This window comes from Arthrobacter sp. (assembly GCF_031179985.1).
Lineage (GTDB): Bacteria > Actinomycetota > Actinomycetes > Actinomycetales > Micrococcaceae > Arthrobacter.
This window is the reverse complement of record NZ_JAPSHJ010000022.1, coordinates 1-12,080: the sequence shown is the minus strand read 5'-3', so window position 1 is coordinate 12,080 and position 12,080 is coordinate 1. Positions and strand designations below refer to the sequence as shown.

The window sequence follows — 12,080 nt, the reverse complement described above, 5'->3', positions numbered from 1 at the left end:
AGCTCCTAAGTGAGAAAAGCACGATGGTGATGACCCGCGGCCGCCATTGGACGCGGGTTTAGATCAGGGCCGGGCGCCGCGCTGGTCAGCGCCCCGGCCGTTCCCCCAATGCCGTTGGCTATTCGGCCTGACCCGCCCCCGTTCCGTCCGGAGATGAGCCGAACCAGCCGCTGGGTGCGGGCTGGATGTTCTGCCAGATATGTTTTGCCTCGCGGTATTCGTTGAGGCCCGCGCTGCCAAGTTCACGGCCAATGCCGGACTTGCCGAAACCGCCCCACTCCGCCTGCGGGACGTACGGGTGGTAGTCATTGATCCACACTGTTCCGTGCCGGAGGGCCCCCGCAACGCGCTGCGCTTTGGACGCGTCAGATGTCCAGACCGCCCCGGCCAGGCCGTACTCCGTATCGTTGGCTATGGCTACGGCCTCGGCTTCGGTTCGGAACGTCTCGACGGTCAGCACCGGGCCGAATGACTCCTCCCGCAGCACGCTCATACCGGAGCGGCAGTTACCGAGCACGGTGGGCGGGTAGAAGAAACCGTCCGCGAGCGTCCCGTCGTCAGGGATGTAACCGCCGCACAAAAGCTCCGCGCCCTCTGCGATGCCGGCCTGGACGTAGGCGTGAACCTGTTCGCGGTGTCTGGCGGAAATCAGCGGGCCCGTTTCCGCGTCAGGATCAAACGGCCCGCCCATTCGGATCTTTTTCGCCCGTTCCACTACCTCAGCCACGAAGCGCTGCGCAATTGTCTCCTCAACGACGAGCCTCGCCCCTGCCGAGCAGACCTGGCCGGAGTGCAGGAAAACAGCTGTCAGGGCATTGTCGACGGCGGAGTCCCAGTCCGCGTCCGCAAAGACGACATTGGGGTTCTTCCCGCCCAGTTCGAAGGCGACGCGCTTCACGGTCTCCGCGGCCGCCGCCATGATCGTCTGGCCCGTGGCCAGGCTTCCGGTCAGGGAGACGAGATCCACGCGCGCGTCGGAACTCAACGGAGGACCCACCCTCGATCCGCTTCCCGTGACCAGGTTTGCGACGCCGGCGGGAACCCCGGCCTCTGCCAGCGTTTCCATAAGCAGGATGGAAGTGGACGGGGTGAGCTCGCTGGGCTTGAGCACGAAAGAGTTTCCCGCGACGAGTGCCGGTGCCACTTTCCAGGCCGCCTGGAGGAGCGGGTAGTTCCATGGTGCGATGAGGGAACAGACGCCAAGCGGTTCGTAGACCACGCGGCTGATGGCATTCGGCCGGCCAGTGTCAATGACCCTGCCCGCATCGAGCCCTGCAATCTTGCCGTAGTAGCGGAAGCAGGCGGCAATGTCGTCAATATCGTATTCGGCCTCGACAAGGCGCTTGCCTGTGTCCAGCGCCTCGGCCCGGGCATAAGCCGCCTTGTCCCGTTCAAGCAGCCCAGCGATGTGAAGCAGGACTTCGCCGCGTTCGAGGTCCGTTAGCCGGCGCCATGCACCGTCGTCGAACGCTGCCCGGGCACTGGCGATTGCCCGCTCCGCGTCCTCGACGGTGGACGAGGTGACAACAGCCACCTCGCGCCCGTCCGCTGGGCAGCGCACAACTGTTGTCCCGCCGTCGGATGCCTGCTGCCAGGCGCCGTCAATGTACAGGCCCTTGATGGCGCCCTGCCCTTTCCCTGCGTGGTGGATTTGTTCAACGGTGGCGGTCATGGTTTCTCCTTCTCCAGTCCATCAATCATGTCTAGGCCCCAGCCGCAGGGGCAGCCGCAGTACCGGCGCCGTTACGCTCTGTGCCGTCCTTCTCAAGGGGTGAGATCCCGTGGCGGTAGAACTCGGCGTGCTGGGCGGCCAGCGGCGCCTTCCCGGAGATCAGATCGGCGGCCTTCTCGGCGAGCATCATAACGGGGGCATAGATGTTGCCGTTGGTCACGTACGGCATGGCCGAGGCATCCACAACGCGAAGGCCCTGGGTTCCATGGACGGACATGTCGAGCGGGTTCACCACCGCCATCGGATCCGACTCCGGGCCCATCTTCGCGGTGCAGGATGGGTGCAGGGCGGTTTCGGCGTCCTTGGCCACCCAGTCAAGGATTTCGGCGTCGGTCCGGACGCTTTGTCCAGGTGAAAGCTCCCCGCCGCTGAAGGGCATCATTGCGGACTGGCCCAGGATATCGCGGGCCACGTGGACCGCTTCCACCCATTCGCGCCGGTCCTGCTCAGTGGAGAGGTAGTTAAAGAGCATGGACGGATGGACGGTGGGGTCAGTGGACTTGATCTTCAAGGTGCCGCGGGCATCGGAGTACATGGGGCCGATGTGCACCTGGTAGCCGTGCTTTGCGTCCGCCTTCTGGCCGTCATAGCGAACAGCCACAGGCAGGAAGTGGAACATCAGGTTCGGGTACGCAACGTCCTCGTTGGAGCGGACGAACCCGCCCCCTTCGAAGTGGTTCGTGGCCGCGGGGCCCTTGCGTCCCAGCAGCCACTGCAGGCCGATCAGGGGGTAACGCCAGAGGTCCAGGTTTGGCTGCATGGACACCGGCTGGGTGCAGGCGTGCTGGATATAGACCTCCAGGTGGTCCTGCAGGTTCTCCCCCACGCCGGGAAGGTTGACCACAGGCTTGATACCCAGGGAGTTCAGATGTTCGGCTTCGCCAACGCCGGAGAGCTGCAGCAGCTGCGGGGTGTTGATGGCACCGCCTGACAGGATGACCTCGCCGGCGTTGACCAGATGGGTCTGTCCATTGCGGCGGTAGGTGACGCCGGTGGCCATGGCGCCCTTGAAGTTGACCTTGGTAACCATCGCCCGGGTGAGGACTGTCAGGTTGGAACGGCTCGTGTTGGGGCGGATGTGCGCCCTGGAAGCTGAGAGGCGCTGGCCCTTGTGGACGTTGCGGTCAAAGGCCGCAAAGCCCTCCTGGCGGTAGCCGTTGACGTCATCGGTCAAGGGGTAGCCGGCTTCCTGCGCGGCCTTAAAGAACGCCTGGAAGAGCGGGTTGGTGGCCGGACCGCGTTCCAGGACCAGCGGGCCGTCGTGGCCGCGGAGTTCGTCGTCCGGATCGGCTGCCAGGGCGTTTTCCATTTTGTTGAAGTAGGGCAGGCAGTGGGCGAAGTCCCACGTGCCCATTCCGGCGTCAGCGCCCCACCGCTCGTAGTCAAGGGGGTTGCCGCGCTGGAAGATCATGCCATTGATGGAGCTTGAGCCGCCCAGGACCTTGCCGCGGGCGTGGGCCACGCGGCGGCCGCCCATGTACGGTTCAGGATCGGACTGGTAGCGCCAGTCATATAGCGGGTTGCCGCTGGGGAACGTCAGCGCGGCCGGCATCTGGATAAAAAGGTCCCAAGGGTAGTCGCTGCGTCCGGCTTCGAGGACGAGGACGCTGCTCTGACCTCCTTCGCTCAGCCGGTTGGCGAGCACGGAACCGGCGCTTCCGCCGCCGACGATGACGTAGTCGTAGTGGGTTTTTGTCATGCTGGAAACTCTCCTTCTACCTGAATGCAGAACTTGCCGCTGGGGCTGGTGGTCCGCCATGCGCGGGCCGGCGATAGATCGCCGTGCCCTGGAAAAGCCTTATAAATTCCTGCGTTGGTTGATGCTCACCGTTGCGGGGCAATAGGCCGGTAACGACCTGAATGCGGCGGTGTGGTGTAGGTCATATCCATGCACAGTAGTGCACCTTGAACAAGCGTTCAATAGGTCGACTGAACAAATGTTCAAGATTTACAGCGACGAAACAAAGCACCGCAATATGGTTGGAAATGCTGCACCCGGCCACTGAAATGTGACGAGCGTAGGTCATGAAGAGAGGGGGCAGGCCCTGCCACGGCGGTCGGCTTCGGCGTCCGTGAATGAGTATTGCAGCAGCGGCTAAGCCGCGAAGGCGATCTCTTCGGTGCGGGCGACGCTCCGCCGGATGGATTCCTTGTCAACACCAAGGAGCGCGGTTAACCACATCCCGTTTTGCACGACGACGATGTCAGCTGCCCGTTCCCGGCACGCCTCAGTGGAAAGCTCGGGCCTGACATTTCCGATGAGCCTGGCGAGCCCGTGGAGATAGCCCTCGAACGCTGCCGCATTGATGGACGCGAAGTCTTCATGGGCTTGCGCAAGCGCCCACAGATGGAGACGCAGGGACAGATACTGTGTGGTCAGGAGGTCCGGGCCCGCAACGCGACGGAGGGCCTTCCGGAGCTGTTCTTCCGGGGGTAATTCCGGGTCAGGCGCGACCAGCATCAGGTCATGCTGGTCAATCCGGTGCAGGGCCGCACGGATCAGGCTCAGCTTGTCTTCGTAGTAGTAGTTCACGAGCCCGAGTGCGACGCCGGCTTCACGGGCCACCGCCCGCATATTGACTCCTGCGATGCCGTGCCGTGACAACAGGCCCAGCGCCGCTTCAAGGATGCGCGACTGCCTGTCGACTTGTTCGCCGGACTTCACGGTGTTGGTATCCACTTTGCCAGACTATGGGCAAAGCCGTGGTGGCGCATCTCGCCTCCAGGATCGGGTCTGTTCGTGCTCCAGACGAAACCGGACGTACAAGCGAGCTCCAGCATTTTGCGGGTGCCTCTGCATAGTCGTTACCTGCTGGGGCGCGTTTGTTGATGCCAGCCGGGTTGGATTTTCTGCTACTGATCTGTGGGAAGTCTTCAGTCCGTGTCGCGGCCTTGCATGGCTTCCCAAGCAGTCCAATTCTGCGGATCCGCTGAGGGCCGCCCCAACAAGTACCCCTGACCGGCAAACATTCCCAGTCCTGTCACCGCTGTCAGTTCGGCCTCGCTCTCGATACCTTCAGCGACGAGCTGCGCCCGGATGCGTTGTGCGAATTCCACCATGGCGGCGCCAAGGGCGCGCTGGCCGGGGTCCCTATCTATTCCGGCGATGAGGCTCCGATCGAGTTTGATGATGTCGGGGTGCAGATGGAGGATATGCCGCATTGAGGCGAAACCTGCCCCGGCGTCGTCAACCGCCACCCTCAGGCCGCGCGTCCGGAGCGGGGCCAGGGCGGCCACAAGGGGTGCGTAAGCGGCGACGGCCAGGTTTTCGGTCAGTTCCAGCACCAACCGGTCCGGACTTACACCTGATCTGGTAAGAAACCCCGGCAGCCGTGGATCCAGGCAGGTTTCAGGTGAGAGGTTAAGAGCCACGTACAGGTGGGACGGGAGCCCGGTCGCTGCGGCGAGCGCCGATTCGAGGGCTGCGAATTCGAGGTCAGCGGCAAGACCCACAGTCACCGCCTCGGAAAACCAGCGCTCCGGGCTGCCGCCGGCGTCGTCAACGAAGCGCGCCAACGCCTCCACTCCGATGACCCTGCCGGTAGCGAGTTCGTGAATGGGTTGGAAGGCCGTCAGGAACGTCCGTTCCCGTAGCACCTGCTCGATCCGCCTCCTGGTGCGCTCCAGAGCCAACACCCTCTCGGTTTGGGGGCTAAGTGGCCTGCAGGAACCTTCGAATCCTGTGCTGGCTCCGCCGACGGCGGGGCGGGCGTGTCCAGATACCTCCATCCACAAGGCGGTCCCGTCCCGGTGCCGGCACCTGACAACGACTCCGGACCAGCTGGAACCGTCAGGTGCCAGGGCAGCGGCAACTGATTGGCGGGCCTTGGCCAGATCGTCCAGATCAATCACAATACTGGCCGGTTGCCCTTCCAGTTCAAACGGGGCGTACCCGAGGAGATCCAATGAGGCGCTGCTGGAGAAAGTGAACGTCCCGGCGTCATCCATAGCCCACCACCATTCCTGGCGGGGATGCAGAACCGAGTCCATAAGATCCAAAAGTCCCTCAGCCCTGGACCTCTCACCGTGCCGGACCCTCGTATCACGCCACGCTGCATAAAGTGCCACAAGGATCAGGAATCCCGCGATTGAACCCAGAATCCCCCGCAGCGCAGGAGAATCCAGCGAAACCAGATCTCCTGATCCCAGCAACGCCAGAATCGCGACAATAAATGCCACTTGCACGCACAAAACGCTCACCAGCACGTGACCGCCGACAAAGGACAGCAAGCTGTTACCGCGCAATTCCGGCATTTGTACCCCCATGCACAGGATAAACCGCCAAAGACAAAATTTGTGGGAAGGGAACCCCTTCCCCCGACAGCCTTGACGAGGTCACTCCCATGGCGCCATAAGTGCCCAGGCACGGTCCAGTTCTCCGGATTTCATCACTCTGGCAGCAGACACAGGCCCTTCTGGATCGTTCGACATGGTGTGAGGTGCTGCCCCTTCCCACAAGCGGGCCATGAGACCATGAGGAAGTTGGGCCGACCCCAGGGTCGTCCAGAGAGCAGCTAGTTTCCGTAACAAGTTCTACGGAGGATGCGTAACAGTGACGAACACCTCAGAGTTCTGGCGTACCGACCCTGCCACGCTCCACGATGTGGTGCTCAACCGCAAGGCTCTCGAGAGCGCCCTCTCCAACGGCTGCACGCCCTTGGAGCGGGTTCGGTTTCTTGCCCTGCTCAACCGGGAAACTGAGGCTTTACAAGTAGGATTCCAAGTCCTGGCTGAATCCGGGCACCGGAGGCAATCGCTGCTCGTAGTCGCCCAGGTATACCAACGTCAGTATCGCTGGCATGAAGCTGCGCGGCTGCAGGAAGAGGCCCTGCAACTGGCTTCGACCTGGGTAGAAGAAGCTGACGTAAGGCACCACATCGGACGACGGCTCTTTGACGAAGCCCGATACCGCGACGCTGCCAATGAATTTCAATGGGCCTCCGACCTCTACCGGGTCTCCGGCCAGCACCAGCTCTCTGAGCAATCCACACGAGCCATGCGACGCTCCCGCGAAGTGCACGCCAGACAATGAGACCACCGCCTGGTTGCCTTGCTTGTGTGGGACACAAGCCATCGATGTTGTGGAAAAAATGAGCCCACGGATCCATCCGAAGACGGCGATCATGGACCTTTATCAACTCGAAGTCATAATTCCACCTATGTAATCTTCCAGTGGAAGGTCCGTCGATCCCCCAATTGTCGGCGGACCTTCTTCACGCCCAAGGCAACAGGGAGCTCAAGGAACATACTGCTTCAGCACCGGCCTTCTCCGGTGTTCAGTAGGCTGGCGGGATGGACTTCCTTTCGATCCCCGGTGGCCGAACATCCCTGTCAAGAAACTGACGGCGGTGGCTGAGTGATGCGCGCCCTTCAACGAGGCCAGTGCTGCGAGGTGTGGATCGCTTCTACGACTGGGGAATCTCAGCTGCTGTTCAAGACTGATGAGGTGTTGTTCGAAGCGCCCAACTGGGCCTTGGACGGCACGAAACTCGTTCTCAACGGATACGGAAAGCTGTGGTCGTTGGACGTTTCCGGTGGCGGGCCCATGGCAGTTCCTCTCATTGGCGTCCCGGATCTGAACAACGATCACGTACTGGCACCGGACGGCGAGGCCGTCTTCCTCTCAGCCAACGACGGCCACATCTACCGGGCCTCCCTGGACGGCGGACCGGCCACCCGCATCACGGAGGACGACGGCTCGTTCCACTTCCTCCACGGTGTCAGCCCGGACGGCAACGAACTCGCATATGTAGTTATTGAGACCGGCGACTTCACACAGCCCGGACGCCTCATGACCATAGCGTCCGACGGCGGTGCTGCCGCCCGCCTTGACGTCGGTCCCGGCCACTGCGACGGGCCGGAATACTCACCGGACGGGAAATGGCTCTACCTGAACACGGAATCCTTTACCACAGAGCCCGGCCACGCCCAGCTAGCCCGCGTGGGGGTGGACGGCAGCGGATTCGAGCAGCTCCTTCAGTCCCAAACCGTCGACTGGTTCCCGCACCTGTCCCCGGATGGCCGCTACGCCAGCTACATCCGGTTCCCCAGCGGAACGGTGGGGCACCCCGCTGACTTACCTGTCGACGTCGTACTCGTTTCGACCGGGGACTGGACCACACCCCTCCACACATGGCCACTTTTCGGTGGCCAAGGTACTCTCAACGTCAACAGCTGGTCGCCGGATTCAGCACGCTTTGCATTTGTGGCTTACCCGCTCACTGAATCGACAAAGGACTAAGCACGTGACAATCAGCAATGGCACCTCCGACGGAACAATCCGCTGGGGAATCCTCGGCACCGGATTCATTGCCGGGCTCCAAACGCAGGACCTGAACGAGAATGGCTTTGCTGTGCAGGCTGTGGGGTCCCGCTCCCTGGACCTGAGCAAGGCGTTCGCCGAGCAATACGGCTTGGCCACCGCGCACGGCAGCTATGAGGATTTGGTGGCAGACCCGCTGGTTGACGTGGTCTACATCGCCACACCGCACCCGTTCCACCATGCGAATGCACTGTTGGCGTTGCATGCGGGCAAGCACGTCTTGGTGGAGAAGTCGTTCACTATGAACGCCCGCGAAGCGCAGGACATTGTTGACCTGGCCGAATCCAAGGGGCTCGTGGCGCTGGAAGCCATGTGGACGCGGTTCCTTCCGCATATGGTCCGCATCCGCGACGTCATTCAAGAAGGCACTATCGGGGAGGTCCGGAAGGTAGTCGCCAGCCACAATCAGAGCCTGCCCAAGGATCCTGCGCACCGGCTTAATGACCCTGCGCTGGGTGGCGGGGCACTGCTGGACCTGGGCGTTTACCCGATCTCCTTTGCGATCGACATCCTGGGCACCCCCGAAACCATCCGGGCCAGTGCGTCCATGTCGGCGACGGGAGTAGACCGCCAGACGGCAGCCATCTTTGAGTACGCCAAAGGGCAGCAGGCCATAGTGGATTGCGAACTGGATGCTGCCAGTGCCAACCGGGCCATGGTTATCGGGACCGAAGGATGGATCGACATCGAAGACACTTGGTACAACCCCGTGCCATTCACCGTTCATTCCGTTGACGGGAGCGTTGTTGAACGGTACCAGCAGCCGGTCAGCAGCCGGGGAATGCAGTACCAAGCTGCGGAACTGGAACGCCTCGTCCGTGCCGGCGACATCGCCGGCACCATCCTGCCACCGGGCGAGAGCGTGGCCATCATGGCGGTGATGGACGAGATCCGGAAGCAGATCGGGCTAAGCTATGAGGCCGACGCCGCGGTTGGCTCAGACCAACCAGCGCCACCAGCGTGACCGCTCCGGTTCCGGCGTCGGTTCCGGCTCCGGCTCCTCGCCCAAGGCCAGCGCGGCCTCGACGATGTCGTCCGCGGTGAGCGTCATGACGGCCTCACGATCGAGCGCGTCGAGACTATGTTCCTGGTCGAGCGACAGCCGCAGCGCCTGGCGATTGAGCGCCTGCTCGAACAGCGTGCGGGCGAACCGTGCGTTGCCGGAATCCTCGCCCGCGTGGAGCCCGGTGAAGATGCGGCGCAGCATCTGGTCCGCACCCGGCCCCAGTGTGTACTCGTGCTGGGCCAGCATCTGGTGGAAGATCGTCTGGAGTGCGTCGACGGAGTAATCGGGAAACGTGATCTCGCGGGCGAACCGGGAGCGCAGTCCGGGGTTCGAGAGCAAGAAGGACTCCATCAGCCGCGGGTACCCGGCCACGATCACGACCAGGCGGTGGCGGTGGTCCTCCATCCGCTTGAGCAGGACCTCGATCGCCTCAGGGCCGAAGTCCATCCGGCCGTCCTCCGGGGCCAGCGCGTAGGCCTCGTCGATGAACAGAACGCCGTCCAGCGCACGGCGGATCACCCGGTCCGTCTTGATGGCGGTCGCGCCGACGTACTGCCCCACCAGGCCCGAACGATCGACCTCGACCAGGTGGCCTTTCTGCAGCAGGCCGACCGCGCGGTACATCTCGGCCAGGAGCCGCGCCACGGTGGTCTTGCCCGTGCCAGGGTTTCCGAGGAACACCAGATGCTGTGATGTGGCCACCTCAGGCAGGCCGTGCGTCTTACGTCGGGCCTGAACCTGGAGGAGTGCGACGAGGGCCCGCACCTGTTCCTTCACGGTCTCCAGCCCGACCAGCGCGTCGAGCTCGGCCTGCACCTCGGACAGCGGCCGGGCCGGCCCGGGCCTCGCACCGATGAGATCGCCCACCAGGTCGTCGACCCGCTCGGAACCGGGCAGCTTGAGCTGATCGGCCAGATGGCCGATGGTTTCGCGCAGGTCCTCAAGCGGATTGCGGCTGGCAGCCATGCATCCACTGTAGTACCCGATTCCCGATCGGGGTGGGGTTGGCCTCACCAGTATCAACTCCCTTTCGGGCGTAGTACTCACGCGGTGCAGGCAGTCTCCGTTGGATAATACGGGCACTGGCGGTACTTTCGGGCTGGCATTGTGGAACTGAACGGCGGTTCCCAACTGCTGGAAGTCCATGTATGACGACTTGACCAGCGGCCTTAGCTCCCACCCATCCACAGCAGGAGTCGGGTGCCGGTGTCTCATTCCCTGGGAACTCCCTCCCCGCAGCAGCTGAAAGACTGGAAGATAGACGAGGAGACCATCAGATTTTGGCACCTCAGGGGACAGCGATGTTTCCTAAGTGCCCGTTGAGATAGAGAATCACGAATGCAGCCACGACAAGCAGCGCGATGATGGGCATTTGCCATCTCTTCATCGCTCGTCCTTCCACCGCCTCTTAAGTGATGAGAGTACGTTATCCAGCTATTCACCGTTCCTCCCGAAAAATGTGCATCCCACATCCTTGGAATCGGGAGCGTTCGGCGGCCGGGACTGCCGCATGTAAGACTCGGAAGATGACTGCAACCAGTGTGGGCGCACTGCACCACCTTGAGCTCTGGGTACCAAGCTTCACCAGGGCTGAAAGCGAATGGGGTTGGCTACTGTCTCGACTTGGCTACGAGACATATCAGGAATGGCCTAACGGGCGCAGTTGGCGGCGGGGGCAAACGTACATCGTGCTCGAGGAATCTCCGGATCTATCCAGCAGGGTCCACGAACGGACCTTCCCCGGCTTGAATCACCTTGCGTTTCGTGCGGGAACAGAGGCACAAGTGGATGCCCTCGCCCAGGAAGCCTCGGCCAATGGCTGGGACTCCCTGTTCCAGGACAAGTATCCGCATGCCGGCGGGCCGGGGCACTACGCGGCTTACCTCACGAACTCCCACGGTTTCGAAGTCGAACTCATCGCCACGGAATGACTTCCAGTACCGGAGAATGCACGAGGAATGAGGAATCCGCTGTCTCACCTCGGCGGCAACCTAGTGCTCGGCGCCTCTTGGTTTGGACTGCCCATATCTACGTGTCACCACTGCACGAGACAGAACGGATGCCCTGCCGGGTTCAAAAAGACGCAGAACGCATCAGTGCCAATTCCTCAGTAAAGACGAGGACGTGGGGCCAGGTCGCTGGAAGACTTCTGGCGTATCTAGGCCTGGGGTGTCGGGTGAAGCCAGTTCATGGCCTCGTCGCGGGAGGTGAAGAACCGGGTGGGACACGGGAGCGTTCGCCGTGCCATAGCGAAGTTGGCAATGACACGACTGACCGGGCTTGAGCCAAGCAGGGCAATTCGCGAAGCGGCGCACTTTACGCTGAAAACGGACTTGGCCTGGCGGGTGACAGCTTGGGTGTTCGATATGTCGATCAACATCGGATACTCGGCACCGTCGGCAATCTCATTGACGCTTGCCATCGCCGCATGAACATCATCGGCCGTCAGAACAGTCTCCGGCTTCCACACAAGGAGGAGAACTCCGTCGGAATCGAGTTCCACAGTGCCCTTGCCGCCGTCAACAGTGATTAAATTCACTTCTACTCCCCCAAAGCATCTCTTGAAGCTAAGACTAACTGCCTGCTTGCAGGTAGGCAGGGAAACGACACCGCAGATAATGCTCGCGAAGGGATCCGGCCTGTTGGCGGCATGGGTAAACTTCGACGGCGTCTCCTCAGGTACGGGCGGCGAGGACCCCGCCGCTGTGGACAGGACGGACCTCCACTCCACCGCCGGTGAGGATGGCAGGATCTTTGCGGGCCAGGTGTAGCGCTTCCTCGATATCCGTCGCGTTCAGGATGTAGAACCCGGCGACGACGTCACCGCCCGCGCCATAAGGGCCGTCCGCGCGACCGGCCGCTCGGATCGTGCGCGCATGGTCCCGCGGCGTGAGGGCATACGCGATGTGCATGCGACCGGTGGCGACGAGAGAGTCGAAGTGCTCGTCGCACTCCTTGAGCTCCTCTTTCGTGGCGTTAGGTGCGTGCAGGGAGTCGTTTGCGTAGATCAATACAGCAAA

The 12,080-nt window shown here is 62.4% G+C and carries 11 protein-coding genes; 4 read left to right on the top strand and 7 right to left on the bottom strand.

The annotated features are described in order from the left end of the window. Positions 1 to 118: 118 nt before the first annotated feature. From RIN13_RS11810 to RIN13_RS11795, 4 genes are all read right to left on the bottom strand, one after another. Positions 119 to 1,672, bottom strand: a complete 1,554-nt coding sequence (locus RIN13_RS11810; RefSeq protein WP_309107534.1) for an aldehyde dehydrogenase family protein — start codon at positions 1,670 to 1,672, stop codon at positions 119 to 121. A gap of 31 nt (positions 1,673 to 1,703) precedes the next feature. Next, a complete protein-coding gene (betA, locus tag RIN13_RS11805; RefSeq protein WP_309107533.1) occupies positions 1,704 to 3,431 on the bottom strand; it encodes a choline dehydrogenase in 1,728 nt (575 codons plus the stop codon). 396 nt (positions 3,432 to 3,827) lie between these two features. After that, positions 3,828 to 4,412, bottom strand: coding sequence for a TetR/AcrR family transcriptional regulator (locus RIN13_RS11800; RefSeq protein ID WP_309107532.1), 585 nt, complete (start codon positions 4,410 to 4,412; stop codon positions 3,828 to 3,830). Positions 4,413 to 4,606: 194 nt separating this feature from the next. Next, complete coding sequence (locus tag RIN13_RS11795) at positions 4,607 to 5,986, bottom strand: EAL domain-containing protein (RefSeq protein ID WP_309107531.1); 1,380 nt, start codon at positions 5,984 to 5,986, stop codon at positions 4,607 to 4,609. 298 nt (positions 5,987 to 6,284) lie between these two features. Between RIN13_RS11795 and RIN13_RS11790 the strand changes: the two genes are divergently transcribed. The 3 genes from RIN13_RS11790 (at position 6,285) to RIN13_RS11780 (ending at position 9,018) form a co-directional block, all read left to right on the top strand. Continuing rightward, positions 6,285 to 6,764 (top strand): hypothetical protein, encoded by a 480-nt coding sequence (locus RIN13_RS11790; protein WP_309107530.1) that lies wholly within the window; start codon positions 6,285 to 6,287, stop codon positions 6,762 to 6,764. 324 nt (positions 6,765 to 7,088) lie between these two features. Further along, positions 7,089 to 7,973 (top strand): TolB family protein, encoded by an 885-nt coding sequence (locus RIN13_RS11785; protein ID WP_375164766.1) that lies wholly within the window; start codon positions 7,089 to 7,091, stop codon positions 7,971 to 7,973. Positions 7,974 to 7,977: 4 nt separating this feature from the next. After that, entirely contained in the window at positions 7,978 to 9,018 is a 1,041-nt protein-coding gene (locus RIN13_RS11780; RefSeq protein ID WP_309107528.1) for a Gfo/Idh/MocA family oxidoreductase, read from the top strand. On the opposite strand, the gene RIN13_RS11775 is transcribed toward RIN13_RS11780, so the two are convergent. Further along, positions 8,992 to 10,026, bottom strand: a complete 1,035-nt coding sequence (locus RIN13_RS11775; RefSeq protein WP_309107527.1) for an AAA family ATPase — start codon at positions 10,024 to 10,026, stop codon at positions 8,992 to 8,994. The genes RIN13_RS11780 and RIN13_RS11775 overlap by 27 nt on opposite strands. A gap of 560 nt (positions 10,027 to 10,586) precedes the next feature. Here RIN13_RS11775 and RIN13_RS11770 point away from each other — a divergent pair. Beyond that, entirely contained in the window at positions 10,587 to 10,991 is a 405-nt protein-coding gene (locus RIN13_RS11770) for a VOC family protein (RefSeq protein WP_309107526.1), read from the top strand. A gap of 227 nt (positions 10,992 to 11,218) precedes the next feature. Here the strand turns inward: RIN13_RS11770 and RIN13_RS11765 are convergent, their stop codons facing one another. Then, complete coding sequence (locus RIN13_RS11765; RefSeq protein ID WP_309107525.1) at positions 11,219 to 11,599, bottom strand: STAS/SEC14 domain-containing protein; 381 nt, start codon at positions 11,597 to 11,599, stop codon at positions 11,219 to 11,221. A gap of 136 nt (positions 11,600 to 11,735) precedes the next feature. Further along, the coding region (locus RIN13_RS11760; protein ID WP_309107524.1) for a YciI family protein at positions 11,736 to 12,080 on the bottom strand (345 nt) is incomplete at its 5' end.